At 63.7% G+C, this 23,771-nt stretch carries 32 protein-coding genes; 10 read left to right on the forward strand and 22 right to left on the reverse strand.

Features of this window, described 5'->3' with window-relative positions; translation table 11 throughout:
• The first annotated feature begins 6 nt into the window (after window positions 1-6).
• Window positions 7-786 carry a hypothetical protein gene (locus ACSQ3D_RS10865; protein WP_436126879.1) on the forward strand — a complete coding sequence of 260 codons (780 nt, stop codon included), beginning with the start codon at window positions 7-9 and terminating at the stop codon, window positions 784-786.
• A 498-nt stretch (window positions 787-1,284) separates the two neighbouring features.
• On the opposite strand, the gene ACSQ3D_RS10870 is transcribed toward ACSQ3D_RS10865, so the two are convergent.
• Window positions 1,285-1,728, reverse strand: coding sequence for a hypothetical protein (locus ACSQ3D_RS10870; RefSeq protein WP_436126880.1), 444 nt, complete (start codon window positions 1,726-1,728; stop codon window positions 1,285-1,287).
• Window positions 1,725-2,213, reverse strand: a complete 489-nt coding sequence (locus ACSQ3D_RS10875; protein WP_436126881.1) for an ImmA/IrrE family metallo-endopeptidase — start codon at window positions 2,211-2,213, stop codon at window positions 1,725-1,727. Before ACSQ3D_RS10875 ends, ACSQ3D_RS10870 begins: the two co-directional genes overlap by 4 nt.
• Window positions 2,214-2,345: 132 nt before the next feature.
• Between ACSQ3D_RS10875 and ACSQ3D_RS10880 the strand changes: the two genes are divergently transcribed.
• Window positions 2,346-2,738, forward strand: a complete 393-nt coding sequence (locus ACSQ3D_RS10880; RefSeq protein WP_436126882.1) for a hypothetical protein — start codon at window positions 2,346-2,348, stop codon at window positions 2,736-2,738.
• A 1-nt stretch (window position 2,739) separates the two neighbouring features.
• Here ACSQ3D_RS10880 and ACSQ3D_RS10885 read toward each other — a convergent pair whose 3' ends face one another.
• The 10 genes from ACSQ3D_RS10885 to ACSQ3D_RS10930 all read right to left on the reverse strand — a co-directional run bounded on the left by ACSQ3D_RS10885 (window position 2,740) and on the right by ACSQ3D_RS10930 (window position 13,459).
• Complete coding sequence (locus ACSQ3D_RS10885) at window positions 2,740-4,602, reverse strand: hypothetical protein (protein ID WP_436126883.1); 1,863 nt, start codon at window positions 4,600-4,602, stop codon at window positions 2,740-2,742.
• A gap of 78 nt (window positions 4,603-4,680) precedes the next feature.
• Window positions 4,681-5,352, reverse strand: coding sequence for a phage adaptor protein (locus ACSQ3D_RS10890; protein ID WP_436126884.1), 672 nt, complete (start codon window positions 5,350-5,352; stop codon window positions 4,681-4,683).
• Between the two features lie 3 nt (window positions 5,353-5,355).
• Entirely contained in the window at window positions 5,356-5,700 is a 345-nt protein-coding gene (locus ACSQ3D_RS10895) for a hypothetical protein (RefSeq protein WP_436126885.1), read from the reverse strand.
• An 81-nt stretch (window positions 5,701-5,781) separates the two neighbouring features.
• A complete protein-coding gene (locus ACSQ3D_RS10900; RefSeq protein WP_436126886.1) occupies window positions 5,782-6,183 on the reverse strand; it encodes a hypothetical protein in 402 nt (133 codons plus the stop codon).
• 72 nt (window positions 6,184-6,255) lie between these two features.
• Entirely contained in the window at window positions 6,256-7,359 is a 1,104-nt protein-coding gene (locus tag ACSQ3D_RS10905; RefSeq protein ID WP_436126887.1) for a N4-gp56 family major capsid protein, read from the reverse strand.
• A 167-nt stretch (window positions 7,360-7,526) separates the two neighbouring features.
• Entirely contained in the window at window positions 7,527-8,489 is a 963-nt protein-coding gene (locus tag ACSQ3D_RS10910) for a hypothetical protein (RefSeq protein WP_436126888.1), read from the reverse strand.
• A gap of 47 nt (window positions 8,490-8,536) precedes the next feature.
• Window positions 8,537-8,731 carry a hypothetical protein gene (locus ACSQ3D_RS10915; RefSeq protein ID WP_436126889.1) on the reverse strand — a complete coding sequence of 65 codons (195 nt, stop codon included), beginning with the start codon at window positions 8,729-8,731 and terminating at the stop codon, window positions 8,537-8,539.
• 14 nt (window positions 8,732-8,745) lie between these two features.
• Window positions 8,746-10,839 (reverse strand): genomic island protein, encoded by a 2,094-nt coding sequence (locus tag ACSQ3D_RS10920; RefSeq protein WP_436126890.1) that lies wholly within the window; start codon window positions 10,837-10,839, stop codon window positions 8,746-8,748.
• 2 nt (window positions 10,840-10,841) lie between these two features.
• Window positions 10,842-12,410 carry a terminase gene (locus ACSQ3D_RS10925; RefSeq protein WP_436126891.1) on the reverse strand — a complete coding sequence of 523 codons (1,569 nt, stop codon included), beginning with the start codon at window positions 12,408-12,410 and terminating at the stop codon, window positions 10,842-10,844.
• Window positions 12,410-13,459: a terminase small subunit gene (locus tag ACSQ3D_RS10930; RefSeq protein WP_436126892.1), complete on the reverse strand. Its 1,050-nt coding sequence runs from the start codon at window positions 13,457-13,459 to the stop codon at window positions 12,410-12,412. The genes ACSQ3D_RS10925 and ACSQ3D_RS10930 overlap by 1 nt, the downstream gene beginning before the upstream one ends.
• Window positions 13,460-13,564: 105 nt before the next feature.
• Between ACSQ3D_RS10930 and ACSQ3D_RS10935 the strand changes: the two genes are divergently transcribed.
• Window positions 13,565-14,026, forward strand: coding sequence for a hypothetical protein (locus ACSQ3D_RS10935; protein ID WP_436126893.1), 462 nt, complete (start codon window positions 13,565-13,567; stop codon window positions 14,024-14,026).
• A 24-nt stretch (window positions 14,027-14,050) separates the two neighbouring features.
• Here the strand turns inward: ACSQ3D_RS10935 and ACSQ3D_RS10940 are convergent, their stop codons facing one another.
• The 8 genes from ACSQ3D_RS10940 to ACSQ3D_RS10975 form a co-directional block, all read right to left on the reverse strand.
• Window positions 14,051-14,611, reverse strand: coding sequence for a hypothetical protein (locus ACSQ3D_RS10940; RefSeq protein ID WP_436126894.1), 561 nt, complete (start codon window positions 14,609-14,611; stop codon window positions 14,051-14,053).
• A gap of 1 nt (window position 14,612) precedes the next feature.
• On the reverse strand, window positions 14,613-15,200 hold the full coding sequence (locus tag ACSQ3D_RS10945) for a hypothetical protein (RefSeq protein ID WP_436126895.1): 588 nt from the start codon (window positions 15,198-15,200) through the stop codon (window positions 14,613-14,615).
• A 76-nt stretch (window positions 15,201-15,276) separates the two neighbouring features.
• Window positions 15,277-15,579, reverse strand: coding sequence for a hypothetical protein (locus ACSQ3D_RS10950; RefSeq protein WP_436126896.1), 303 nt, complete (start codon window positions 15,577-15,579; stop codon window positions 15,277-15,279).
• A gap of 50 nt (window positions 15,580-15,629) precedes the next feature.
• Complete coding sequence (locus ACSQ3D_RS10955) at window positions 15,630-17,003, reverse strand: replicative DNA helicase (protein ID WP_436126897.1); 1,374 nt, start codon at window positions 17,001-17,003, stop codon at window positions 15,630-15,632.
• A complete protein-coding gene (locus ACSQ3D_RS10960) occupies window positions 16,996-18,024 on the reverse strand; it encodes a hypothetical protein (protein ID WP_436126898.1) in 1,029 nt (342 codons plus the stop codon). Before ACSQ3D_RS10960 ends, ACSQ3D_RS10955 begins: the two co-directional genes overlap by 8 nt.
• Window positions 18,014-18,727, reverse strand: a complete 714-nt coding sequence (locus ACSQ3D_RS10965; protein WP_436126899.1) for a hypothetical protein — start codon at window positions 18,725-18,727, stop codon at window positions 18,014-18,016. The genes ACSQ3D_RS10960 and ACSQ3D_RS10965 overlap by 11 nt, the downstream gene beginning before the upstream one ends.
• Entirely contained in the window at window positions 18,724-19,014 is a 291-nt protein-coding gene (locus tag ACSQ3D_RS10970; RefSeq protein WP_436126900.1) for a hypothetical protein, read from the reverse strand. The genes ACSQ3D_RS10965 and ACSQ3D_RS10970 overlap by 4 nt, the downstream gene beginning before the upstream one ends.
• Entirely contained in the window at window positions 19,011-19,412 is a 402-nt protein-coding gene (locus ACSQ3D_RS10975; RefSeq protein ID WP_436126901.1) for a hypothetical protein, read from the reverse strand. Before ACSQ3D_RS10975 ends, ACSQ3D_RS10970 begins: the two co-directional genes overlap by 4 nt.
• Before the next feature lie 201 nt (window positions 19,413-19,613).
• Here ACSQ3D_RS10975 and ACSQ3D_RS10980 point away from each other — a divergent pair, with 201 nt between their 5' ends.
• Entirely contained in the window at window positions 19,614-19,829 is a 216-nt protein-coding gene (locus tag ACSQ3D_RS10980) for a hypothetical protein (RefSeq protein ID WP_436126902.1), read from the forward strand.
• A 123-nt stretch (window positions 19,830-19,952) separates the two neighbouring features.
• On the opposite strand, the gene ACSQ3D_RS10985 is transcribed toward ACSQ3D_RS10980, so the two are convergent.
• Window positions 19,953-20,246 carry a helix-turn-helix domain-containing protein gene (locus ACSQ3D_RS10985; RefSeq protein WP_436126903.1) on the reverse strand — a complete coding sequence of 98 codons (294 nt, stop codon included), beginning with the start codon at window positions 20,244-20,246 and terminating at the stop codon, window positions 19,953-19,955.
• A gap of 83 nt (window positions 20,247-20,329) precedes the next feature.
• Between ACSQ3D_RS10985 and ACSQ3D_RS10990 the strand changes: the two genes are divergently transcribed.
• From ACSQ3D_RS10990 to ACSQ3D_RS11005, 4 genes are all read left to right on the forward strand, one after another.
• Window positions 20,330-20,866, forward strand: a complete 537-nt coding sequence (locus ACSQ3D_RS10990; RefSeq protein ID WP_436126904.1) for a hypothetical protein — start codon at window positions 20,330-20,332, stop codon at window positions 20,864-20,866.
• Window positions 20,867-20,978: 112 nt separating this feature from the next.
• Complete coding sequence (locus tag ACSQ3D_RS10995) at window positions 20,979-21,380, forward strand: hypothetical protein (protein ID WP_436126905.1); 402 nt, start codon at window positions 20,979-20,981, stop codon at window positions 21,378-21,380.
• A 2-nt stretch (window positions 21,381-21,382) separates the two neighbouring features.
• Entirely contained in the window at window positions 21,383-21,628 is a 246-nt protein-coding gene (locus ACSQ3D_RS11000; RefSeq protein WP_436126906.1) for a hypothetical protein, read from the forward strand.
• Window positions 21,625-22,479 (forward strand): hypothetical protein, encoded by an 855-nt coding sequence (locus ACSQ3D_RS11005; protein ID WP_436126907.1) that lies wholly within the window; start codon window positions 21,625-21,627, stop codon window positions 22,477-22,479. Before ACSQ3D_RS11000 ends, ACSQ3D_RS11005 begins: the two co-directional genes overlap by 4 nt.
• Before the next feature lie 56 nt (window positions 22,480-22,535).
• On the opposite strand, the gene ACSQ3D_RS11010 is transcribed toward ACSQ3D_RS11005, so the two are convergent.
• Window positions 22,536-23,036, reverse strand: a complete 501-nt coding sequence (locus ACSQ3D_RS11010; RefSeq protein WP_436126908.1) for an Arc family DNA-binding protein — start codon at window positions 23,034-23,036, stop codon at window positions 22,536-22,538.
• Between the two features lie 82 nt (window positions 23,037-23,118).
• On the opposite strand from ACSQ3D_RS11010, the gene ACSQ3D_RS11015 reads away from it, so the two are divergent.
• Together ACSQ3D_RS11015 and ACSQ3D_RS11020 are read left to right on the forward strand one after the other, a co-directional pair.
• Complete coding sequence (locus ACSQ3D_RS11015) at window positions 23,119-23,301, forward strand: Arc family DNA-binding protein (protein ID WP_436126909.1); 183 nt, start codon at window positions 23,119-23,121, stop codon at window positions 23,299-23,301.
• A gap of 105 nt (window positions 23,302-23,406) precedes the next feature.
• Window positions 23,407-23,763 (forward strand): hypothetical protein, encoded by a 357-nt coding sequence (locus ACSQ3D_RS11020; protein ID WP_436126910.1) that lies wholly within the window; start codon window positions 23,407-23,409, stop codon window positions 23,761-23,763.
• Window positions 23,764-23,771: the final 8 nt, after the last annotated feature.

Consider the following 23,771-nt stretch of genomic DNA (forward strand, 5'->3'; position numbering starts at 1 on the left):
GAAAAAATGAACCCAGCAACCCGAATACTTGCAGTTTTAGAAGCCTTTCTGCCACTTTCCCATGGCAGTCCGCAGGTCGACGGATGGAACACTTGGCTAAAAGGGACAGGAGCTGAGGTGCGTGATGAGAACGTTATGCGAGCTGTTGGGGCGATTCGTAGGGAGACTCGGCTCTTAGAACGCAAAATGGTTGAACTTCAGGTCCCAGCGCCTCTGTACACGGGAGTGGTCAACGGCTTAACTGACGCCTTTCGAACGGCCTTCCTCCACCAGCAATGGGGCAACGTTCACGCAAAGGTAACGGCTGCGGAGGTTCGCGCTAGCCTTGCGTGGATGTCATGGGTGCTCGGCAAGTTTGACGAGAACGAAGTTGACGCAGAAGTGTTGGCCACGCTGGTCCAGGCGCTTGAGGACCAAGAAACACTCCTAAAAGGCGAGAGCCTACCGGCAGATTTACGAGAGCTACTTGAAGGTCAAGTGGAAGAGTTACGCATTGCGCTGATGCTTTATCAACTGAACGGGGTGCAGCCCATCGTAGACGCAGTGAACAAGCAGTCTGGTGAAATGCGGAATGCGTCCGAGGTGCTTGTTGCAGAGACGACAGCGGCCGGGCCGGAAGCGCAAGGAGCCGTCACTCGTGGGATGGAGCTGATTTCGAAAGCGGCGAAGGTGGCGGATAGCGGATCAAAAGTGGTGAAGTTTGGCAAGGAACTATACGAACTTGGTGCCAATGGGTATGCGATGTTCGGGCAGTTGCTTTTGTCGAGCCCTGCTTCAGGCAACTGACACTCTTCATCCTTAAAAACTAACCACTGTGGACCGACTGCTACAAATTCTGCTCTGGTGCCCGCGCTGCTGGCAAGTCTTCGGGCGCGCGATGTTCACAGTTTGCGGCCTTCTTACTTTGTTGGGTTGGCGTTTGGCGTCGCGAGTTGATCGCATCGAACGCAAGATCGGGGTGCTCGTGGAACTGGACAAAGCACTCGCCTCAGTGCCGCTACCGATCCCCACAAGCGCTGAGGGAATGGCACTCGCGATCTTCGGAGCTCTTCTTGGAGCAGGGTTGGCGATGGCAGGCAAGTGGGCCGCGCGAGTGACCTGAGAGCGGCGGACGCGCCCAAAAGAAAGCCCGCAGAAAGCGGGCCGAAAAGGGAGGGATCGCCGCCAGAGGAGTGGCGGCATCGGGATCATGGAGCAACCGCCGATGATCGCTTGTAGGACTGCATCTCCGCCGCGCCGCGCAGCACATGAGTGAAAAAGCCCACCCGGGCGGGCTTGGATTAGCTAAGGTTTCGCCCCCTTGAGAAACTCACCGGCTTTGGCAAGCAAGTCACCCGCCGTTTTCACGGCTTCGATTACCGGAGGCGCCACGGTGCTTTCATCCTCTTTGGCCTTGCCTTTTCTCTCGTTTGAGGACGAAAGGCCATAAGCAAATTTTGCGAGGGCAATCGTGAGTACCGAGATCGCGACGACCAACGACGCAACCAGGCCGATAGCCGCGGGTTGGAGCTTCGGGAGATCTAAGTTGATCGCCCGGATCACATTGGAGACCGCCACGAGAAGCACTGCCACCACGATGTAAATCAACGCTGCAGCAGCGAAGCGGTGTGTCCGACGCGACCTCGCCTCTTGGAGAACTTCGCTAACTGTTCGACCTTCTTTAAATGACGGATTTTCACCGCCCGCCAGATCAAATTTTGACTCTGGCGCGTCCGAAGGCGTACTCATGAAAAGAAGCCGAAGCCGAGGTTGTTCATGCGGTATGACATCGCCACCTTCGAAACGTCAAATAAAGTAGCGAGTTCATCCAACGTGTTGAAGCGCCCAGACTGCACAACTTGCTTCACTGCGCCCTCTGGCATCAGCAACTCAGCAGCAAACTGGTTGGCCTCTCGCTCTTTCGGGTCAGACACACGAGAAGAAAAAACAGCTGGAGTGTCCCGCGGTCGAGGACCGTGTCCCAATGCAAAATGGCCCAACTCGTGAGCGATAGTGAAGCGTCGACGCACTCTCGCCTCAGACTGCTTGTACTCAATTGTCCGTCGAGCATCATCAAACCAGCCGCTGTACGGCGCCGTGGCTGGCAACGGGTTGACTCGCAAACCGACACGGCCAGCCAGAGCCTCGGGATCCACGGGCAAGCGTTGATCCCAATGACCAGCGAGCATCATCCGAGCGGCGGATGCAGGAGAAAGAGATGACGATTGGTACATGGTGAGCCTCCAGGCGATTGGCGGGGAGCCCCGGTCCTAGACGCAAAATAATACATTAACAGTTAATAACAGGTTAAAACTAAGCTCAACAAGCTCCGTTTCAAGACTTTTCGCAACGCACAAAGGTTAAAAATGGGAACATTCAGTCCATTCCACTGGATCATCGTCTTGGCCATGGCCGTGCCACTGCTCGCACTGTTCATCGTGCCCCTGTGGCGCATCCTGCAGCGCGCAGGCTTCAACGGCGCGTTGTCGCTGCTGATGTTCGTCCCCATCGTGAACATGCTGCTGCTGTGGTTCGTGGCGTTCTCGAAGTGGCCCAGCGACCGCGACGGCAAGACCAGCACCTCGAAGGGCTGGATCGCGGTGGGCGTGGCATTCGTGCTGTTGGCGGCGCTCGTGCCCGTGTTGATGTCGGTCGGGGCGCAGGCGGACTATGAGCGGGCAGTGAAGGCCACTCCTGGCGGCCAGGGCTCTGGCCAGCGTGACCAGTTCGGGGGCGAGCTGGTCAACCCCGCCAGGTAAATCACGCAGGCTTGCGGTAAGTCCGCCCGTCAGCGCCGACGTAGGTGGCCCCTTTCGGCAGGGCATTGAACTGGGCTTGGGTTGATACACGCTGAGCAGCTTGCTCCCCGCCATCCACCCGCGCAGTCTCCCCGGTGGCCTTGTTATACCGCCACACGCTCCCCTGGGTGGAGCTGCCGTCGGCGTTCTTCGTAGCTGGCGTGACCTGCACCCCCCACTCGTTCTGAGGCGCCTTCCCTGCCAGGGCCAGCAGGCGCTCGCGGGCTGACTTCTGTCCTTCGGGGGTGCGGGCGTTCTCCAGGTCGGCTTGCGCCCGGTCCATGCGGTCGGCTGACCGGTTGGTGTAGCCCGCCGCGATCTGCTCGAGCGACAGCCGGCCGCGGGCGATCTGGTTCGTATCGTTCACGCCCTGAGCGCGAATGCCGGTGCGCTGGGTCTCTCCGGTCTGCTGCATGCCCTCGCGTTGCAGCCCAGCGTTTTCGCGCAGAGCGGCTTGGTCCAGGCCGGGCTGTGCCGAACGCAGGGCGAGGTCATTTCGCTGAGCCGCGTTGTACGCAGCCACGGCGCCGTTCTGATCCGCCTGTCCGCCCACCTGTCGGCCGCGCCAGTCCTGCGTGGCCCCGCGGCTCCATTCCGGGGTGTTGGTGATGCTGCTGGCGCCTACCGCCAGATTCCGCAGGTCGTTGCGGGCCTGCCAGTCGTTCGCGCTGTTGCGCACCATCGGGGCCTGAACACCGGGCGCCTGACCTCCACCGGTGGCCAGTGCCATCAACCGGGTGCGAGCATCCTGCTGCTGGCTCCCGGCCAGGTTGTCGGCCGCCGCCATGTTCTGCTGACTGACCTGCGCCGCCGGAGCCTGGCCGGTGCCCGCAGCCATCAGGCGCTCACGTGCGCCGTTGCCCTCAATCACCTGGGCACCGATTAGGCCGGCGCGCTGCGCTGCCTCGGGCGTCATGCCGATGGGCGCGCGCTGGGCAGACGCTTCGCCGGAGTTCATGAAGCCGCCGCCTGCGGTACGCCCGTTCACGGTGATGTCGCCGGCCACGTTGCTGCCGGAGTAGCTGTTGCCGACACGGGAGACGTCGCTGGTGGTGCCCGGCGCCGTGGCGCTGGTTGTGCTGGAGACTGCCGGGGGGGAGGCTGGCGTGGGGGCCGAAGGGTTCACAGCTGGCGGGTTGATCAGGCCGCGCCCTGCGCCGGCCGCCGACGTGGGCGAAGTCTGGGCAGTTGCAGCGCCTGGGAGCGCGCTGACAGCTGCAGCACCTGCACCAGCGTTCAGGAGCCGCGTCGCAGCGTTGATGCCGCCGCTGATCGCCCCGCCGGTCCTGGCTACGGCCGGGATGGCACCGCCGAGGGAGCCGGGCAGCGCAGAAGCGATGTTTGACAGGTTGCGCCCGGTCTCGGTGTTCGACCACCGATCCTGCGAACCGTCAGCCGCCGGCGCCGTCAGTCCACCAGTGGGGATCTGCGAGACCGCAGAGGCTGCCGGTGCTGGCGCGGGTGCGGCTACAGGCGGGGGTGCCGCGGGCACAGGCGCTGGTGGCTGCACGACCGTGGTGCCGGGCGCCTGCGTCGCAGCTGCAGCATCGCCGAAGCTGTTGGGGCGCTTCTCGTCCACCAAGCCGCCCTCGACGTAGCGGCCACGGAGCGGCGCCTTCCCGCTGGGCTCGTGGGTCATGTCGACCAGGTCCTGCAGACGGCGTGCGCCCACCTTGCGCACCGTGTCGGTGGGCATGATGAACTCGCCGTTCGAGGCCTTGATGTTGACGGAGTCGCTGGTGCCGGTACCGGGCCCGCGAATGCGTCCGCCGTCACGGTAGTGGGGAATGGTGGCGGCGGCGATCTGGGCGAGTGTTCTGCGCATGGTGGTGGCCTTTGGAAAGTCTTGGGGGAATTCTTCTGGCCAAGGGCTCAAGCGCCAAACCCCACTGGGGCACGGCCCTCACCAGTTCATGCGAACCAGGGGCGGCCGGCGGTCGCGCTGCTTGCGCTGGACGTTGGCGTCAGGGCGTTCGCCGAAGGCTTGCACAAACAGGGCGAGTGACGTCGCGGACTTTTCCGGATCGTAGGCGTCGGCGTCTTGCTTGAGGTATGCCCGGTGTAGCATCCAGTCCATCAGCCGCTCGTGAAAGCGCTCGGGGATCTCGGGCCGGCCCATGTCGAGATCTGCTCTCAGCGGCTTGAGCGCACCACGGTAGACCGTCAGGACAACGGTGTCGGCTTGCGTGGGCATGCGCACCAGGCGCAAGTTGGCCGGCTGCGCGCCGCTGGCCTGCTCGAAGATGAAGCACCGCGGGAGGCCTTTCTGGTTCTCCCACCCGGGGCAGTCGTCGTCCATCTCCTCCACGCTGGTTTCGTCGAGCGGTCGGCCGCGCAGCGTGGCGCGCTTGATCTCGAAGACAGAAGGATGGAGTGGATAGGTGGAGACGTTGGGCTGCAGGGCGATGCTGCACACGGCAGGCGTCAGGCGATCCTCGATAAGCTTCGCTCGCTCGCAGGCTTCCTGCACCGCCTCGTTCAGGTAGCGGACTATGTTCTCGGATGTCCAGAACGGCGGCTCCGCGTGGTCTGCCACCGTGTCACGGAACTCTCGGAAGAAGTCCTCTACCTTCATGGCTTACACCTTGGCCGTGAGCTCGGTGAAGACAGCGTCGGCCTCTTCGCGAGACACAGTGAAGCCCAGCCGTGCCTTCAGGCGCGTGAGGTTGGGTTTGCCCTCGGCCGTGAAGTCGTCTTCGGCCTTGCCATCCAGCATGCCGGTGATAGCGGCGGAGATGGCGGCCTTGCGGGCCTCGGGTGTGATGGCGGAGGCGCCGCTGTCGTCAAACAGCACTGCGCCGCGCGCGCTGGCTTCCTTGTGGAACATCGGTGCCAGCTCCACACCCTCGGGCGGAATGGAGGCAGTGTGGCCCGTCGTGAGGGCGACATGGATGGGTTGGTCAGAGGGGGAGCGGAATTTCATGATGGTGTCCTGGAAAAGAGCCCGGCGGAGATGAAGCCGCCGGGCGAACGGGCCTCAACGACCCGACCACGAGAACAGGGATCAGCCCTGGCTGAAGGCTGCGCGGCCCTCGACGAAGTACAGAATGGTCACCCGCGCAGCGCCAGCCGTGGCGCCCGCGCCGGTCTGGGCGATCAGCGCCTTGAGCGCCTGTGCCACGGTGTGCTTGTAGCCCGTGAGGGTCAGCGCGGTGCGGCCGGCGGTCTTGAGGTCGATGGGCGAGGCGGTGTAGCGGTCATCGTCCGCCACGTCGCCCAGCTTCAGCGTGGCAGTGGTCGCGCTGTTCCAGGGCGTCTTCACCACCACGTCGCCGCCCAGCAGGATGGCGTTGCCGGGCAGGTCGAACGCTTCTTCAGCAGTGCCGTAGGCGATGGGGTCGGCAAAGCCGATGTCGAGGTGGGCGACGATCAGCTCTTGCCGACCGGAGTTCTTCTTGATGGCCATGGTGGCCTCCTTTCAACAACAAGGGGAGGATGAAAGGACGGAGCCCGCAGGCCCCATCCCTCCGTGCGCTGCTTACTGCAGGTAGTGGTCGATGGTCACGAGGCCGAAGTCCTCGTCGCTGCCGTCGTAGATCGAGGGGAAGACGGGCTTTTTAAAGCCGATCATTCGGTCGATGTTCAGACCGATCTGGCTGTCGTACTGGAACAGCTTCTCGACCCAATGGCCGTCGCCGATGTCGGCGAAAGCCAGTGCCTGCGCGCCGCACAGCAGCGTGCGGGTGCCGTTGACCAGGCCACCGGAACCCCACTTCGAACCGCTGGCCGCGCCCTTGGTGTTGTAGACCAGGTTGTGCTCGTGGATCACCGCGCCGTCCACCGTCACAGTCGCACCGGTGAACCAGGGCGAGTCCAGGCCGGCCTTCGCAGCCACCTGCACCACGGCACGCTGGTAGGCCTCGTCCTTCTTCAGAGCGGCCAGGGAGCCCGGGGCAACGAACATGACGTAGTACGGCTTGCCACCGGACATCAGCGGCTTGATGCGGCGCTCCTTCGCGTAGGCGATGGCGTCCACGATCATGTTGTACTTCGGCACGTAGCCCGTCGTGATGCTGGCGGTGTTCGACGCCTGCAGGGTCGTGCCATCCCACATCAACGAGCGCTTGGCGGACGGCGCCGTGACATCGGAAGCGAACGTCAGGTCAGGGAAAACCGAGCCGATGCGCAGCGCACCGTTATTCTTGAAGGCGTAGCTGATGCCCGACATCGTGAGAAATGCCAGTTCATCGGTGCGTTGCGCCAGCCAGAACGACAGCTTGTCCTTGCCCTGCTGCCGGAAGTTGATGACGTTTTTCTGGTCGTCGTAGCGGCCCTTGTTCTTGGTGCCGTGGCTGACCTGGTCGATCTGGATGATTTGGCTGTGGGAGTCCATAGCCTCTTCGTTGCCCTCGCGCTCATCGTCCCCGCGCACGCCGTCGCCGATCAGGTCGGCCACCAGCTGGAACAGGCACTGGGTGCCCTTCTCAGTCTCGGTGAGCTCAGTGACGCGATGCACGACGCTGTTGCCCGTGTCGCTCATGAAATTCTTGAGGAACATCTGGTCGCGTGCGGCCTTCCAGACGACGCGGGACCAGTTGACTTTTTGAATCGGCGTGAGTTCGCCGAATGCGGTGAATGCCATGTCTATCTCCAATAGGTTGGGGTACTTCTCGGGACATGACGCCGCCCATCTGCGGAGAACATGGCTGTTGAGGCGGCCAAGGCGCCGGACCGTTTTACGCCAGCCTGAGGCGACAACCCGGAGATGACGCTGGCAAGGTGGGTGAACCCTTGCCAGCCTTGGCGGTGCTACGCGATGCCGAGCGACTTTTCCAGCTCCGCTTTCGACAGGCCCTCGATCTGCTCATCGCTGAGCTTGGTGGACTCGTCGATCTTGGGCGCCGTGGCTCGGTTGCCCATGCCCGCCTGCACTGCCGCTGGCTGCAGGAGGGAGTGCGCTGCACCCCGCTCGTCTGCTGTCTTGAGGCGAGTGTCCACGGGGTCGGCCTTTCCAGGCAACACCCTACTGGGGGGACCGTCTGGAGCGAAGCGCGGGGCGATGGTGGCGATGGCCTGGGCGAGCGCCACGTGGTGTGGAACACCACCGGCCAGCTTCGCGCGGACCGACGCATCGATCAGCTCCAATGCTTCCGCACCCTCGGGCTCGTTCAGCCAGGGATAGGTGGCCAAGGCATCCGCGGTCACTTCCTGAGACTTGGCGACGGACTGGCTGTGTTGGGTGGCCTGCTCGAACCGCTGCACCACCGCCTCCTCGATGTGCAGGTTGATCTGCTTGCGCAGCGCCACCGCAGCCTTGGAGTCACCGTCGAGCAGCGCCTGGGTGTACTGCTCCTCCAGGGCGTCCACATCCACTGCAGCGGTCTGAGGTGCAGCCTGAGCGGGAGCAGGTGCCGCACCGCCGCGGGCACTGGCAGCCAGCTGTGCGCGCAACTCCTCGTTCTCGCTCTCCAGCGCCTTGCGCCGGTCATTCACCTCGTTGAAGCGCACACGGGGGATGCCGCCGCCCGGCTTGCCTGGCTCGTCAGCATCATCGGCACCACCGCCTGCGGCATCCGAAGCGGCAGCCGGCGCCGGGGCGGGGGCTGCAGCAGCGCTGGGCGCTGGAGCCTGAGGCGCGCCATCCTCGGGCAAGTCGTTGCCCAGGTCCAGCGCCTCCTCTGCAGCTCCTCCGGCCGCCGCGTCGCCCTCTTCTGCGGGCTTCATGTAGCCGCTGTAGGGCATCAGGCGGCGCTTCAGTTCTCGGATGTTCATAGTCTCGTTCTCCTTCAGATGATGGGTTGCTGATCGGCGAGAAATGCCTACAGATCCGCGAAGCGCGCTTCCGCCCCGAGGCCATCGGCGTCGACCGGCGCGGGCGTCACGGTCGTGGCCTGCGTGCGGCACGTGTCGCACAGCAACGGATGGCCTTTCACGCTGGCGCCACACTGGGCGGTTTTTTTGCCGAAGTCGTAGGTGACTTCGCGGCTGCACTGGCTTTCTGGGTTCGTGGTCATAACGCGGTTCTCCTTCAGGGTTGCAGGCCGTCTGCGGCCAGGGTTTCAATGCCTTCGCTCGCGCCCACACCTGGGCTTGCGGGATTCATGGGGTCGGTGTTCTGCGGCAGGTCCACGGTGGGTAGCCCGGCCGGCGCCTCGGGCACGATGGGCCCCGCGTCCTGATCGACGTAGCCCGCCGACTTCAGCAGCCCATCGGCCAGCGCCGCAGTGGCCGGGACCTGGGCCACGACCTGTGCCGTCTGCACGCCGCTGTACTGGGTCTTCACCTTCACGTCGGTGGCCTGGGCGTCGGTCTTGCGTGTCTGAGCATCGAGGAGGCGCACGCGGGCTTCGGCCGTTGGATCGGCAGGCGGCTGGGCGCCAGGCAGCGACTCCAGGATCTCGTGCTTGTCGGCCAGGTTGGAGTAGCGAACCATCACGGGGTCCGGGATGTTCACACCCGCCTTGCGCATCTCCAGCGCCTGCTGGAACTGCGAGTTCTGGAACGTCACCTGCATCGGCTGCTCGGTGATGACCACGTCGTAGGTCCCGATGGTCACGTCGTTGATGTAGCCGCCCGTGGCCGGGTCGAACTTGTTGATCTCCAGCACTTCTTCCTTCGGCTTGCCGGTCTTGGGGTCCGTCTCGGTAATGCGGAAGATGCGGTAGGTGTCGTAGTAGCGCTGCACCAGCTTCAAGATTCGCTTGGCCAGCAGCTGGCGCGTGTATGCCAGGTTGTCCAGAGGCACGGACAGCTGCTGCTGGCTGGCGAACTGCTTGGCTTGAATGGCAATGCCGCTGGTCTCCGGGCCCTGCTGACCGCGCATGGCCTCGGGCACAGTCACATCCTTCAGCGCCTTGTCCGCGCGATCGATCAGGTGCGTGACCCCGGTGGGAACCTGGTTGGGCTGGATCTTCTCCGGCTTCTTGGAGCCCTTTTTGTATTCGATGACCAGGCCGTTCTGGGCACCACGGACCTCCAGCTCCTTCATCGACATGTTGGTGACAGAGTTCTCCTCCACCACCCAGCCGCTGTTGGCGCTCGAATTCACGATGTGCACCACCTGGGACACCGCCTTGTTCAGCACCTCCTGCGGACCGATAGCGTTGTCCACCATGCCCACGGTCTTGCCGCGACGGAAGTATGCGAAGTACGGCACCACCGTGAAGTGCTCGTAGGGGCTGTAGGCATCGTGCAACGTGGCCGTGAATGTCGTCACCACCCACTTGATGCGGCGGCGCATGCGCTTGGCGCGCACCGCGCCGTTGTTCAACGCGTCTGCGATGGAGTCGGCTGCCATCGTGGCTTCCACCTGCACGTCCCCGGCCCCAGGCCACACCAGGCAGGACGTCAGCTCGTACACGAACCGCTGGCGGTCGATGACGCGGTAGCGATCAAGCCCATCCTCCTTGGTGGCGCATGCATCGGTGTAGCCCCAGTCCTTGCGGGTGGCGAACTTGTTCCGCTCCACACCGTCTTCGAGGTCGCCGAAGTCCTGGCCGGCGTCGTTGCTTCCTTCCGCGCGCTTGCGGGCCAGCTTGCCGTAGATCTGCTCGATCTCGTCGAGGGTGAGCCAGCGGGTGATGATCACGTCGCCCCACTTGTCCGGGTCGTAGCTCTTGGCGTCCGGGTCGGGGATGACGTCCAGCGGGTCCAGCGTGCCCACCACGATCTCGCCCTTGATGTTCTCGTCGAAGGACATCCGCACGTCGTAGTAACCGCGCTGCTGGATCAGGCCGTCGCTGAACACCTGGGTTTCGTGCCAGTGGAGCGCGCACAGGTCAGCCACCTGCATCACGGCCTTGGAGATCGTCGTAGCCTTCGTGAGGTCCGAGTCCCCGCCCCGTGGCTTGAACGCGATGTCCATCCGGTTGTGGATCTGGTAGCCGATGGCGCTGTTCACGCTGGGCATGATCTGGTTGAACTCGTACCCAGGCCGGCGGGCCGCGATCAATGCTGCGCGCTGCTCGGGTGTGAGCTGGCGGCCACCGCCAAGGTACATGTCCTCGCAGCGGGCCGCGTGCGGCAGGTAGTCGGTGTGGCCACGGTCCTTGCCGTAGAGGTAGCGCGCCCAGTTATCGCGCGCGGCGCTGTCTGCCAGGATGGGGTAGGAAGAGTTTTCCATGTTCATGCAGTCGCTTGGTCCCAGTGGTCGGAGTCAGAGCCGGCCAGGCGATCCCGCCAGCTCTTGGCCCGTGGCTTGGGCTCTGGTTTCGGAATGTCGGCCGCGAAGGTCATGGCCACGGAGTCGCCCTTGTCCGGGCTGCGGCCCAGCACCAAGCGGATGTCATCCTTGCTGCTGATCTGGATGGCGGCGTGGCGCCCCATGGTCACGACCTTGTATCTGGGCGCAGTGAGGTCGCCCAGCAGTTCCTGGTCAGGCGGCAGTGCGATGGGGTCGGGGTTGGTCGGGTCCAGCGCCTCACGCAGCAGCCAGTAGTACTCGGCCCGCTTGTTGCGGAAGTGCAGCTGGCCAGCCTTGTCCATCAACGAGCTGCCCTCGGAGCCCACCACGGCGTGCACATGCAGGCCCAAGCCCTTGATGAAGTCCAGCGCGCTGGAGCCGATGCCGATGGAGTCGATGCAGACCACAGCGCCGTCGCGGATCAGCGGCACCACGAAGCCGGCCGCGGTCGGGCCATCTTTCGTGACCACGCCCGGGGCGGTGATGATCCTGTCGAACCACTGGCCGTGCCGGCGGGCCGCTGACGACTTGTCCTGGCCGCCCCGCGAAGGGTCGAACCCCATGGCGGTCATCACGCCCTTGGTGGTGCGGTCCACCCAGCGCGCCTGCGCCGCCTTCACCCAGTCCGTGGGGATGAGCTGCCAAACGGGATCGGTCGAGCCCGCGTTGAAGTCGCCGCGCAGCATCTGCGAACGCAGCGGCTCGGGCAGCGCCTGCAGTGTGGCCTTGTAGCCGGTCGTGGTGAGGAACAGGTTGTCGTCGACGCGCGAGGGGATGTAGGTCCGGCTCTTGGGCGTCATCAGCTCGTCGCCCACCATCACCGGCGTGCCATCGGGCACTTCCTGGTCCTCGCCCTTCTCGTCCGTCACGAACCAGCGCAGCTCGCCCGGCTTCGCGGGGTTGGGGTGCTGTGGGTCCAGCCAGGCCGCCCAGTACCGCTTCACCCACTCGCCTTCGGCGGTGGTGGGCGGGTTGCCGGCGGCCACCACGCGCTGACGCACGTTCGGGTTGTCCGTGCGCATCCAGCCGATGAGGGTGCGGAACTGCAACTCGGTGAAGTGGGTGATCTCGTCGAAGCCTTTGAAGTCGTGCGGCCGGCCCTGGTACTTCATCCAGTCGTCGGGCTTCTGCACGCTGCCCAGCTCCAACACCCTCTTGTCAGGCAGGCGCCAGAGGTGGTCCTGGCCGTTGTAGCCCTGGCGTGACCCCAGGATGGCCGTCATCCGCTCCTCCAGGCCGATCAGCTGCACGGCCTCGCGGCGGAACACGATGCTGTGCTCCTGCTCCGTGAGGCTCAGGCCCAGCAGCAGCTCCGACTTGCCGCCGCCCGCGCTGCCCCCGTAGAACAGGACGTCGGCCTGCGAGTGGAAGGCGGCGGATTGCGGCCCCGCCTGCGGCACCCAGATGGCAGGGCTGGCCAGCATCAGGAAGGAGTCCACGGCGGCGCGCATCTCGGCCGTCATGCCCTTGAACGTGGCCAGGATCTGCTCGGGCGTAGGTGCTGACAGCATCATTCGGTGACACCTCCGCCGGTCAGCTGCGCGAACATGGCGAGCAGCCCGGGGTTGCCCTGCAGCACGGCTGACAGGCGCACCGCGCGCTCAGTGTCGGACATGGTGCGCAGCGCCAGCGGGTCGTTGCGCTGGGTGTTGTCCTTCTCGAACACCCCCAAGTGCCGGGCCAGGCGGTCCAGCGCCGCGCCCTTGTCCTGGGTCAGCACCTGGAAGCCCTCCTTCGTGCGGCGCACGCCGGCATACAGCGCCGCGGCGGCCGGGCTCAGGTAGCGGGTGTCCTTGATGACGTCGCGCGAGTGGCCGTCGCCGCAGCACTCGATGCATGCCGGGTTGGGCGACAGGTGAGGGTTGAAGCCGGTGCCACCCTCCTCGTCGAAGACTTCGCCCTCCTTGGCCTTCTTGCGCCACAGCTCGAAGTCAGCGTCGCGCTGGTACTGGGTGCGCTGGCGGAGGAAGTTCGTGCCCCAGCAGTGCCGGCAGCAGCCGACCTTCGTCTCGACCAGCTCGCGGGGGTCGGCGAAGGCCACCAGGGCTATCTCCTGGATCACGCGGGCGGCCGACACCTGGGCGACTCCCTGCAGGTGCGTCTGGCCTGCCTTGATGGCTGCTTGGACGTCCACTCTCGCCAACAGGCGGGAAGCCATGGTCCGGGCGGTCTTCTCGGCCGTCCCGGGCACGGCGCGCATGTACGCCTGGCTGCCGTTCAGGTCGATCAGGAATTCGGAGACGAAGCGCTGCACCCGTGAGTCCAGCTCGACCTGCACCCTTTTGGGGGTAGGTGCGAAGTTGCCCGCTGTCGGGACATCTGCCTTCGTCCGCTGGGCCTTCTCTTCCTTGGGGGGGCGCTCCCAGCCCTCTGCGCCGGCGCGCTTGGCGACCATGGTGTGTGAGATCCCGAACGCCCTGCCGATCTCCCGGGTGGACTGGTGGCTACCGCAGTAAGCCTTCTTCACCCCCGCCCAGTTGATGGTGGACGCGGGCGCAGTCTTGCCGCCTGCGGGCTTGCTGGTTGCTGGTTTGGGGGTCTTGCGGTTGCCGGTTGCCATTTACACGCATGGTTGCGTGCGCATTCAGAATTTGGAAACCCTACTGGGGGCACCCACAATGGCCTACCCCCAGACCGGGGGCAACAACCAGCCCTGGAGAATCCGATGCCCGACGACCTGACACCCGAGATCTACGAACTCCCACTTGGACCCAACGGTCTGCCAGATCTCCTGATGATCTCGAAGGTTCGATCAGGGGACCACGCCATAGTGCGTGCCGCGATAGTCACTTCCGATCCAGAATTGCGCGGTTATTGGGCGCAGCGCTTCAACTGTGATGGCGAAGACGGCATCAAGTGGGCCGTGTTGTTCGCGAAGGAGCGCGCACGCCAGCATTTGGCGGAACAGCGTGGGGATGATTTGCCAGCGGCAGAGCGGGCAATTGTCTTCAAGCCGTTTAGCGACTGGGACGCCCTTTCTGTCCGGCGCACGCTGGGGTTCTACCCCGCAATCCAGACCGCAGCTGGCAACGGTTCCGGCGTTGCGCTGCTGACGCTGCTCCACGAGAAAGACACGGCGTACCGCGTCGTCATCACGGAGGAAAGCGCTCCGGCGAGTTACGCGTAGCCGGTTGGCTATCCTCCTTCCCCTCTACTTGGGCCGGGTCCAGCCTCGCTTCCTGGCCCGCTTGGTGATGAATTGGGTGTCAACGCCGTAGCGCTTGGCAATTTCGCTCACAGTGGCGAGGGTTGTCGTGTAGTCGCGCTTGATGTCTTCCAGGTGCGGATGAGGGAGCGACACGGCAGAGCACGCCACTCCGCGCGATCGACGCATCGCCGTTACTGCCGCTCGGCTGCGCCCCACACGCTGTGCCACTGCTGCGTCCGACAGGGTGCCCAGCAATGCAATTTCCGCTTCTGTCCAGGCTTTTTGAGTCTGGAAAGCGGAGATGCCACGGGCGTATCTCCACATGGCCACGGCTGAGGGGGCGCATCCCCAGTCTGAGGCGAGCGCCTTGTCAGGCTTGTTTCCAAGCTGCCCGACCTGCGCTGGCGTCAACTGGTACGGCGTGCAGAACGGACGAATGCCGTGCCTTTGGCGAGCGTCACGAATCGACGTGATGCTCCTGCCGACGATGCGCGCAATTTGTGCATCGGCGGCCGTCCCCAGTAGCGCCGCCCGCTCCGGCGTCCAGAACACATCTTTTGCCATCTCAGCCTCCCAGGTCCCGCTTCAGTTGCTTGAGCTCTTCAATGTCCTTGGACAGCCGCTCATTCAATGCGATGGAGTCGGCCAGAGCAGTTTCCATCGTCACCGACCTGCGCTGCAGCCTGCGGATCTGCGCTTGCTGCTCGCTGATGCGGTGATCCATCACCACCACCGCCGCCTGCTGCGCGAAGCCGGCTCCGGCAGAGAAGAGTGCCCGGGCCTCTCTGGGGTTCAGGTCCAGCACCACGTCACCCTTCTCCACCTTCACGGCCCCATTCGGCAACCAGCTGTGCGAGACGGACTGGGTCTCTGTGTGTTCGGTACAGGCATACAGCATCCCGTTGTCGCTGTAGATGCGCTCCCGCTTTTTCAACTCCTTGACGCAGTCGTAGACGATGGCCGTTGAAAGACCGGTGATCGCTGCGATTTCAGGTGCGCGGGCCGGAATTTCAGAATCGGTCATCTCCACGATCACGTCGAACACCCTGTCGCGAGTGCTCTTTCGGCCATTCAGCTTCGCAAGGGCTTGCGCCTCGCTCGCGGTGAGTTCGGCCTCCTCGGCCTCGTGCGTTGTTTCGGTCATGTCGTTCATCAGCATCTCCCCAGATACAATTCAAGTGCTCAGGTCGAATTGACCGGGAAGGCCCGCTTCGGCGGGCTTTTCCTTTTCAGGGCCCCGCGGGCAGCGGTTCCGCCCTGTTCCACTCGCCATAGGTCCCGAACAGGATGAACTGGGGCAGGGTCTGCTCCGCGCAGCGCTGGATGACGCCGTGCAGCGGCCCACCTTCAACGCCAGCGGCGGCGTCGATGTCGAACCCGCACCACTTCGTGTCGTAGAACACCGCCGTCACCGCGGACGCTGCGCCGTGATGGGCGCAGAGCGCTGCAAAAGCTGTGAACTGGGCGAACTCCAGGGCGGAGTCCTTGGTTTGCGGCCGCCGGTGGGCGAACTCGATGCCGTTGGCATTCATGGTGCTGCTCCTTCGGATTGGACTTGGTTGATGTCGCGGGCCCTGGCCCATCAAAGACCGGCTGGCGGGCGCCTGCTCATGGCCGTATCGGGTTCGGAAAGCCGCTTGGGGACCTCGCCTATCCAGTCGCCCATCTGCTGCAGCTCGCCGATAAGCTGGAGGGGAACCAGGCCCTGTGGCCCGTTGCGGTGCGCGACGACCTCCAACTCGCAGTACCCTTTGAACTGGGCGAGCTTCTTGCTCATGGGGTGGGCCCAGTCGTTGAACAGCAGCGCCACCTGGTCCGCCGCCGCCTCGATGGCGCCGGAGTCGCGAAGGTGTGTCATTTGCGGCCGGCCGTAGTGCTCATCTGCCTTCCGGCTCATCTGGCTCAACAGCACCACTGCGAAATCGAGATCCATGGCCATGGCCTTGATGCCATTGACGATTACGTCCAGTTCACGGTTTCGGCTCTCTTCGCCGCCGCCCGCCATCAGCTGCAGGAAGTCGATGAACAGAACGTCAAGCCCAGCAGCGCGTTTGACTTTGAGGGCTTTTCGACGAATGTCCATCAGCGTGAGCTGGCCTTGCTGGTCGTGGTACAGCCTGAGACCGCCCAGTTTGCTCGCGGCGTCCGTCACGCCAGACCACATGCCCGCATCCTCCGGCTTCGCGGCCAGGATGCGGCCCAGGCCGATCCCACCGCTTGCGGCGGTGTGCCGGTGCATCAGCTGGATGATGTTCATTTCCTGGCTGAGGAACAGAACGCCGTGCTCGCGCGCGATGCTCCGAGCCATCGTGAGCGACAGGGCCGTCTTGCCATGCTTCGGCCGTGCGCCGATCACCATCAGCTCGCCCCGGCGCAGCCCACCGTTGAGCATGTCATCCAAGCCTCCAATGCCGGTCCGAATAGCTGGGTTCTTTCCCTCGCTCAGATCGTGGAGCACCGCAAGGTACTCAACCAGCGACTCGGAGATGGCTTTGGGGTCGCTCCGGCTGCGCACCGTGGCCACTTTCGCGAGCAGCATCTGGGCCTTGTCCGCTTGCTCCGCGAAGTTGTGCCCCGGGGTCATCGCCAGTTCACCGATCTCGCGGCCCACGTCCATGAGCTTGCGCAGGCGATAGCAGTCGGCCACCGTGGCGGCGTACATGCGCGTGCTGGCAGTCCCGACAGCCAAGGACGCCAGGCCCATCAGGTCCTCAACGTCTGCATCGAAACCGTGGCGCTGCATGTCGACTTGCACCGCGACAGGTTCCACAGGCAGGCCTTGCGCGGCCAAGCGCTGGATCGCACGGTACACCTCGCCATGAAACGGGTTGTAGAACGCTTCCGGGCTGATGCTCGCAACTCGCATGAGCGCGTCGGGGTGGGCAAGCAGCCCGCCGAGCAACGCAGACTCGGCCTCCAGGCTCACGGGAATGGCCAGCCGTGGCTGCTCACGCATGCTCAGCCTCCCGCTGTTCGCCGTGGTAGTTGGTCTGGATCACTTTCGTGAAATTGGCCTTTTTCACCAGCCATGCAATGTCGCAACCTCGAAACTTGCCAGATCTCCCGGTGAGGAAGTCGCTCTGCTCGACGTAGGCGAAATAGCGTGCGAACCAAGCGATACCCTCGTCAACCGTCACGGCAAGCCGCTGACCTTTTCGATCTCCGTTTTCGTGCTTTTCGGTCATCACCCACGCCCATCGGTGGCGCAGGGCCGTGGCGCCTTCCCCATCGCGGAACAGTGACCTGCGCGGCTGAGGCAGCATTGGCAAAGCTTCGGCGTAGACGTCGAGGAGTCGCTCAATGGGGCACGGCGGCACCTTCGGGATCTTCGATTGTTCTCCCTCACCCAAAACCGGCTCAATGCCGTCCAGGCCGGGCTGCACGTCGCCGGGCGGCGAAGCCGACGAAGACCCGATAGGGTCTGGTATTACGGGAGGAGACGGAGACGGAGACGGAGACGGAGACGGAGACGGAGACGGAGACGGAGACGGAGACGGAGACGGAGCATTGCTACTCGCTTGCTGCGTGCATGCTGGCAGCATGCTAGTAGCATCAACCGCAGCATTGCTAGCAGCATTCCTGCTAGCAGCGTACTCCGGCACAAGCCGGTCAGCTTCGGCAGCACCGTGGTGCCTTTTGGCGGCATTCCAACGCGCCTTGGCGCTGCGCATGTCTGCGCCGGCAGCCCAGGGGTTGTGCTCGTGCCAATCGTGCAATGTGTAAGCGCCATCCGTACCGTCAAGGAAGCGCACCGCCGCAAGAGCTTCAACCAGCTGGCCCTCTTCTCCTTGCCACTCCGCCGCGAGTTCGATGTCCTCGTCGGACATGCCGGACAGATCCCCGTCGCTGCGATTTGCGGCAGTCCAGAGGATCAGGCAGACCAGATTCCAACCTGCAGCCTGCCCAAGGCGTCGCATCAGCTTCTTGGCCTTAGGGTGACCGGGCAATCCGGTCGAAATACGTGCATCAGTGGCCATCAGCGGTTCCTTTTTGTTTTTGCGGGTGCGTTCGAATGGGGGCTGGGTCCGACATGCTCTCGGAGCGTCCCAGCGCAAGTACCTGTGCCCATTGCCGCAGCTCGTCCATGGTCTCGGGATCGGTGTTCACTGGTCGGGCCCACGCAGGTGCACCCTCGTTGGGATTCAATGCGCCGGTCCAGGCCCCCTTCGCGAACGCCGGCAGCAAAAGCATGCGCAGGTATCCCCATCCAAATGGGATGTCGCCTCGTGCGCCCTCGAGAAAGAAATGGACCGTGCGCTGACCCGGGAGCCCGTGGAATTCCATGGCCATCAGGCGAGCCCCATCGTTCACGTCCGTCGCCAAGAACGGCATGCGGGGCATCGGCAAGTCCCCGAATAGGTCTTGCGTATGCCCGTGCTGTTGGGCCAAGGCGCGGAGGCGCGCTTTGTTGAATCGGTAGCTGGGCAAGGGCGCAGGCGAGCCAGAGTCAGGACGGACGGTTACCACCAGAACTCCCAACGCAGCCAGTGTTTCGATGTGCCCCCGGATCTGGTCTGGAGGCAACCCAACGAACTCAGCTTGGCTGCTCAAGGGGGCGGGGAAGTCCGGTCCCTCGCGATCCTGAAATGCGGCCAGCACCAGAGCAACGCGGCACCGCATCGCAGGTTCGATTGCGGCAGCACTCACCAGTGAAGAAACGGACTCGAAGCGCTGTTTCATACGGCCCCCATTGCGCGCTGGATGAGGTGATAGGCCTCGATTGCGGAGGCCTTCTCGTGGAGGATTTCCTGGGCGGCCGTCGCCCGCGACTCGCACTCTGCTATCGCGTGCGCCACAGCGTCGACTTCAGGCAACTGCACTGGTACGACGTGAACATCCCCGCCAACCGCCCGCACTACGATCACGATCTTGCCGAGGGTGGTGGGATAGATGGCCAAGCCGCGATCCGGCTGATCGATCAGCACACGGCCGGCGTCGCGGAGTTCTTGCCAGGTGGGTGAAGTCACGCCACGGCCCTCAGGTTGCCGTCGCCCTTGCCCTGGGATTGCTGCAGCTGCGCGAGAGCCTTCAGGGCGGTGTTGAGTGTGTTGGTGGCGCCGTCGATCACGTCGGCAATGCGGGCCGCTTGGTCCTGCGCCGACTTGCGGTCGGGTCGGGCATGGAGCGTCTCGTCGCACATGAAGTACAGCGGATCGGCCGTGCCGCAGAACCGCATGGCAGCGATGATCTGGCCGAAGGAGAGCTTGTCGTCCTTCTCCGGGTTCAGGCACGCCTTCAGGCGGGCATAGGCGCTGTCCATCTTCAGGTGGGGAAACAGGTACACCGCCAGTTCTTTGGCAGTCTTGCTACTGTTTGCCACCATCCGGTTCAGCGCGTCGTACTCGTCGTCATAGAGGTTCTGCATTCTTGGGCTCCTGTGGTCTTCACTAGACGACACTCCTTTCGAAAGCGCCTATTTGTCTAGTGTTGTTGCTCTTTAATTCGTAGCAAATCCGTTTCGCTTCCGACCCCTACTTTTTCTTAGGGGCGTGTAGCGATGCTTTTTCGGGGCAAAAAAAGGACAGTCCATTCATCGCTGATTTCCAGCACTCGAAGGTTTGCCGTCATGAACCCCACACCCGCCGTTTTCCACCGCAGCACACGCACATCGGTAGCCCTCAACACCGATCCCGCCACCGGCCAGCGCACGCAGACGCTGCGCACGTCGGCACTCGAAATGGTGTGGGTGGGTGAAGACCTGTGCATCCGATACGTGGCCTCGCAGGCCACGCTGGACCCGGACCGTGCGCGGCGTTCGCCTGGGCGGTGGCGGGGGAAGTAAGTGATGACCGCGCCCTCTCCCGCCGGCACAGTGGCCGCCGCGCCGCCAGCGAGTGGTGGGCAGGGTGGCTGCGGCAGCACCAGGTCGGGCTCGGGCTCGCCGGGGCGTGGCCGGGGCTGCTGGTCAGGCATGTGCCGGCTCCGCCCCGTGGCCCTCAGGGGCTGAGCTGTGATCGGCGACGGCGTCGTCGACATCGACAGATACCCAGCGCGGCAGAGGGCGTTGGCCGTAGACGTGGTTGAAGTCCAGCACGCAGCCTCGCGTTGCCGCGTACTCGATCAGCTTCTCGGCCCGCTTGTGCGGCAGCGCCCGGCCCTGCTCGTAGGCAAGGATGCAGGCTTGGCTGCAATCAATCGCTTCGCCGAGTGCTTTCTGGGTTAGACCAAGATGCTGGCGGATCAGTTTGGTGCGGTTCATACCGCCAATTTAACACCATTCAGTGTTTGTCGCCGACTTTCTTGTGTTTGGAAGAACCACGGGAATACATGACCATTACGACCATGACGACCGAATCCATTGAAGAGCGCAAGCGCGCCATGTACCAAGAAGAGGCCGCGCGGCTGCGCGCCATCTGGGACGCAACCCCCAATCGCCCCAGCCAAGCCGAGTTCGGAGAGCGCTACGAAATCGGCGGGCAGAGCGCGGTCAACAACTTCCTTCGCGGCGCCTCGCCGCTCAGCCTGAAGGCTGCTGCGGGCTTCGCCCGAGGCCTGGGCGTGTCCATAGCGCAGTTCAGCACCAGACTGGCCGACCAGGCCAATGCCCTCGCCGAGATCACCGAGGGCGCCGACGCGGCGACGGCAGCACGTCAAAAAACGTCAGCGCAGGGTACCCGGAAGTACCTTGTAGCTATCCACAAGCCTGATACGGAGGAACAGATCGGCATGGTTCTCGTGAACGCCAGCGGCCTCTCTGATGCCCATGACCGTGGGGTGCGCCTGATTCAGCAGCATAAGGGCGCGCTGGGCATGGACATCGAGCACGTGCAGACCGTTGTTTTCGAGATCTACTCCATGCGGCCCGCCCGCTGGGATTGAAGAAAAACAGAAAAAACTCAACACTAAAACAGTGTTTGTGTTGAATTAAAAATCAGTTGGTGTAATACTTCGCTCATCGCGCCGCACACCGTGGCGCTCACATGGAGCGAAGATGGAAGCATCCGAACTTGCCGCCCTCCTGCTGGCGGCACCCGCGGACAACCAGCGCCGCAGCGCATTGGCCCACAACGCCATGTCCGAAGGACGTTGGCCCGCCGCAGCTTGCGGGCTACGCCATGCCGCCGCCATGGCCCGCGAGTGGGCCGACAAGGCAGTGGAGCTGGCCAACCACTGTGACGCCCAGGCAGAAAGCGGCCGCGTTGCGTCGACCGTAGGCCCCGCACTCGGCGCGATCATCCAGCCCGGCACGCTGCTGGAGCATGCCGGCCCTGTGACCCTTGAAGCGCTTGAGGCTGCCCTGATGGCCTTGGCACACAGCGTGGGCCGCGAGCATGCCGTCCACGCCAGGCGCGCCATGGTCAACGTGTTGCGCTTGCAGGCCGCGGAGGCGTGAGCATGTCCAGCAATATCCGCCCCCTCCCGCGCGACGTGGCTGCAGCTGCCAGCGAGTGGGATCACCTCTCTGCTGTTTGGCATGCCGGACAGGTTCTGTACTGGCGCCGCCAGATGGGCCATGGCCCCGTGCCCGCCAGCCGCTGCGCCTTCCACGTCCAGCGCCATGAGCGCCGCGTCCTTGAAATCGCCGACCGCTCCATGGCCAGCTTGGACAGGCACACCCAGCTCGCGCGGAGGCCAGCATGACCGACGCGCACGCCGTTGCAAGCAGCGATGCACTCCCTGGTGCATCGGTCCGCAGCGCCCCCACCAGGCACGACAACGCCGCCCTGCGCGCGCTGCTTACGCTGCCTCCCATCCAGACCAGCACGAGCACTGCGTTGACGGTGCCAGAAACGCCGGCGCCCACGCACGTGACGGGCGACCGCGAACTCGATGCCGTGCTGTGGCTGCGCGACTGCATCGAGACAGCGCACCCACAGCTCATCGACAAGGCGCTGGAAGCGTTCGGAAAGATCAAGACACCGGCGAACGAATTGGAAAAGCGCTACACGGCCCACGTCTCGCGCGAGTCGAACGGCCACTTTGCGGCGGTGCTGATGACCTTCGGATTCGCAGACCTGGAGGGCTTGGCCAAGTCCACGCTACAGAAGAAAAGCCGGGCAGAGGAAGCCATCTTCCGCTTCGGCAACGTGGAGGCAGTCTTCAAGGACACAGCGCCAGAGGCGGCCTGCAAGAAGACATTGCGAGGGCTGAAGCGTTCGAAGGCTTTGGGAGATTTCGACGCCTCGGAGGCGAGGGCCCGCTTTTCAGGCGTGCCCAATCTGGCGCCTGCCACGCTGAGCGATTGCTTGTACGCCATCGCTTACTGGGACCAGCTGTACCGATTGCGCGCCGTCCTGAACGATGGATTTGGAGATCCTGCCCCAGCTGGCGATGCCCACGAGCGCTTCTGCTTCAGCATGCTGGCAACGCTGCCGCCCCGCACGCGCCAGGAGAGCTTCGCCGTCTTTGAACATCTGCAAAGCGAGGAAAGGATGGGATGGGACGATACCCCGGCCATCCTGCGCAACCTCATCGGCGGCGGGTGGGCGTGATGGCAACCATTGCGATTTCCACAACGGTAGGCCACTGCAAAAGTTTTGTAATGGGGTCAGGTCGGAGGGACTTCCGCCGGCGGCGGGAGTGCGTCGTCGGAACGCACGTGCACGCGCGTCCCCGAGTGCTCGATGAATATCGTGGTGTCTGGCGCTATGTGGTCGGCAACCGCCTTAAACACGTCCATGTACCCCCCGGCCGTCCTGCTGGGGTTCGCAGCGAAGTACACCACGGCAGGCCCGCCGCGCGCAGCTCCCGCGAGTACCAGCGATGCCAGCGCATCGCCCTGCGACATGCCGCCCTCATCGGCCTCGCGCTGAATGATCGCTTGCACGGCGGGGGAAAGTTTGGTGTCTGCGCCAGCCGGAATCTCAAGCAGCTTGTCGATCTTGTACTGCGCCTTGATCAACTCCTGCATGAGGAATTCGCGGTCTTCAAGCAGTGTGACCAAGTGCGCATTCAGGCTGCGGCCTGCTTTCGCTGCGTCTTCCTCCAGGCGGGCCCGAAGTTCTGGCGGCATACGGAGGGGGTACGGGGGCAACTGCTTCTGTTCCATCCCCCAATCATCGATTCTTTTTGATCCTTTTTCAAAGAATCTAGTTGACTCTACAAGTTAGAATCTGAAAGAATCACCAACCATGACCACCGACCGTCACCAACTGCCACCAACCCCGGTCCGAATCCCGCCGGACTTCAAAGCCCAGTTGCAGGCTGAAGCGAAGTCGAACGAGCGCAGCCTGAACGGAGAGATCCTGGCCCGTCTGCGCTCGACCTTCAAAGGCAAGCGCGCCACCACGACTCAGCGGAAAGACCACTCCTAGGCTTGACCAGGAGATCTTTCCATTTACAATTCAGACGCACCCAACACACACAATACAAACGCACCTAATTTAATTAGCAAACGCAACTTTTGAGAAAGCCAATCCATGCGCCAAACACCACAAACCACAGCTCTTCGACTGGCCACTCTGCTGGCGCGCTCGGGTAAGACGCGTGGTCGCTTCAGCGAAAAGACGATACGTCTCGTGGCTGGGCGGACACAGCTTCGCCAAGTTTTCTTGAACCAAGTTTCCGACGAGCTCGATGACCTTGGCTACGGGTTCACCCCCCTACGTCGTCCGGGGTACGGGATCTTCTCGTATCACGCATTGGAGTCCTCGCCCGTCCTGCTCGTAAAGCACCACCCGGGCTTTCGCAAACTAAGCGTTGACGACATGCTGCGAGAACTGGGGTTGACAGATGAAGGGGACAACGAAGCCGAAAACGAAAACAGCGAAGAATAGGCCCACAA

The sequence above is a fragment of the Acidovorax sp. LjRoot117 genome, assembly GCF_964252695.1.
Lineage (GTDB): Bacteria > Pseudomonadota > Gammaproteobacteria > Burkholderiales > Burkholderiaceae_C > Acidovorax.

Excerpts from the sequence above, each read along its gene's own strand:
- ACSQ3D_RS10940 (WP_436126894.1), bottom strand. The coding sequence starts at position 14,611 with ATGGCAAAAGATGTGTTCTGGACGCCGGAGCGGGCGGCGCTACTGGGG.
- ACSQ3D_RS11015 (WP_436126909.1), top strand. The coding sequence starts at position 23,119 with ATGACCACCGACCGTCACCAACTGCCACCAACCCCGGTCCGAATCCCG.
- ACSQ3D_RS10865 (WP_436126879.1), top strand. The coding sequence starts at position 7 with ATGAACCCAGCAACCCGAATACTTGCAGTTTTAGAAGCCTTTCTGCCA.
- ACSQ3D_RS10885 (WP_436126883.1), bottom strand. The coding sequence starts at position 4,602 with ATGCGCAGAACACTCGCCCAGATCGCCGCCGCCACCATTCCCCACTAC.
- ACSQ3D_RS11010 (WP_436126908.1), bottom strand. The coding sequence starts at position 23,036 with ATGGAACAGAAGCAGTTGCCCCCGTACCCCCTCCGTATGCCGCCAGAA.
- ACSQ3D_RS10870 (WP_436126880.1), bottom strand. The coding sequence starts at position 1,728 with ATGAGTACGCCTTCGGACGCGCCAGAGTCAAAATTTGATCTGGCGGGC.
- ACSQ3D_RS11000 (WP_436126906.1), top strand. The coding sequence starts at position 21,383 with ATGTCCAGCAATATCCGCCCCCTCCCGCGCGACGTGGCTGCAGCTGCC.
- ACSQ3D_RS11020 (WP_436126910.1), top strand. The coding sequence starts at position 23,407 with ATGCGCCAAACACCACAAACCACAGCTCTTCGACTGGCCACTCTGCTG.
- ACSQ3D_RS10890 (WP_436126884.1), bottom strand. The coding sequence starts at position 5,352 with ATGAAGGTAGAGGACTTCTTCCGAGAGTTCCGTGACACGGTGGCAGAC.
- ACSQ3D_RS10965 (WP_436126899.1), bottom strand. The coding sequence starts at position 18,727 with ATGAAACAGCGCTTCGAGTCCGTTTCTTCACTGGTGAGTGCTGCCGCA.
- ACSQ3D_RS10915 (WP_436126889.1), bottom strand. The coding sequence starts at position 8,731 with ATGACCACGAACCCAGAAAGCCAGTGCAGCCGCGAAGTCACCTACGAC.
- ACSQ3D_RS10910 (WP_436126888.1), bottom strand. The coding sequence starts at position 8,489 with ATGAACATCCGAGAACTGAAGCGCCGCCTGATGCCCTACAGCGGCTAC.
- ACSQ3D_RS10925 (WP_436126891.1), bottom strand. The coding sequence starts at position 12,410 with ATGCTGTCAGCACCTACGCCCGAGCAGATCCTGGCCACGTTCAAGGGC.
- ACSQ3D_RS10945 (WP_436126895.1), bottom strand. The coding sequence starts at position 15,200 with ATGAACGACATGACCGAAACAACGCACGAGGCCGAGGAGGCCGAACTC.
- ACSQ3D_RS10975 (WP_436126901.1), bottom strand. The coding sequence starts at position 19,412 with ATGCAGAACCTCTATGACGACGAGTACGACGCGCTGAACCGGATGGTG.
- ACSQ3D_RS10985 (WP_436126903.1), bottom strand. The coding sequence starts at position 20,246 with ATGAACCGCACCAAACTGATCCGCCAGCATCTTGGTCTAACCCAGAAA.
- ACSQ3D_RS10995 (WP_436126905.1), top strand. The coding sequence starts at position 20,979 with ATGGAAGCATCCGAACTTGCCGCCCTCCTGCTGGCGGCACCCGCGGAC.
- ACSQ3D_RS10920 (WP_436126890.1), bottom strand. The coding sequence starts at position 10,839 with ATGGAAAACTCTTCCTACCCCATCCTGGCAGACAGCGCCGCGCGCGAT.
- ACSQ3D_RS10905 (WP_436126887.1), bottom strand. The coding sequence starts at position 7,359 with ATGGCATTCACCGCATTCGGCGAACTCACGCCGATTCAAAAAGTCAAC.
- ACSQ3D_RS10900 (WP_436126886.1), bottom strand. The coding sequence starts at position 6,183 with ATGGCCATCAAGAAGAACTCCGGTCGGCAAGAGCTGATCGTCGCCCAC.
- ACSQ3D_RS10980 (WP_436126902.1), top strand. The coding sequence starts at position 19,614 with ATGAACCCCACACCCGCCGTTTTCCACCGCAGCACACGCACATCGGTA.
- ACSQ3D_RS10895 (WP_436126885.1), bottom strand. The coding sequence starts at position 5,700 with ATGAAATTCCGCTCCCCCTCTGACCAACCCATCCATGTCGCCCTCACG.
- ACSQ3D_RS10930 (WP_436126892.1), bottom strand. The coding sequence starts at position 13,459 with ATGGCAACCGGCAACCGCAAGACCCCCAAACCAGCAACCAGCAAGCCC.
- ACSQ3D_RS10875 (WP_436126881.1), bottom strand. The coding sequence starts at position 2,213 with ATGTACCAATCGTCATCTCTTTCTCCTGCATCCGCCGCTCGGATGATG.
- ACSQ3D_RS10990 (WP_436126904.1), top strand. The coding sequence starts at position 20,330 with ATGACGACCGAATCCATTGAAGAGCGCAAGCGCGCCATGTACCAAGAA.
- ACSQ3D_RS10955 (WP_436126897.1), bottom strand. The coding sequence starts at position 17,003 with ATGCGTGAGCAGCCACGGCTGGCCATTCCCGTGAGCCTGGAGGCCGAG.
- ACSQ3D_RS11005 (WP_436126907.1), top strand. The coding sequence starts at position 21,625 with ATGACCGACGCGCACGCCGTTGCAAGCAGCGATGCACTCCCTGGTGCA.
- ACSQ3D_RS10935 (WP_436126893.1), top strand. The coding sequence starts at position 13,565 with ATGCCCGACGACCTGACACCCGAGATCTACGAACTCCCACTTGGACCC.
- ACSQ3D_RS10960 (WP_436126898.1), bottom strand. The coding sequence starts at position 18,024 with ATGGCCACTGATGCACGTATTTCGACCGGATTGCCCGGTCACCCTAAG.
- ACSQ3D_RS10880 (WP_436126882.1), top strand. The coding sequence starts at position 2,346 with ATGGGAACATTCAGTCCATTCCACTGGATCATCGTCTTGGCCATGGCC.
- ACSQ3D_RS10950 (WP_436126896.1), bottom strand. The coding sequence starts at position 15,579 with ATGAATGCCAACGGCATCGAGTTCGCCCACCGGCGGCCGCAAACCAAG.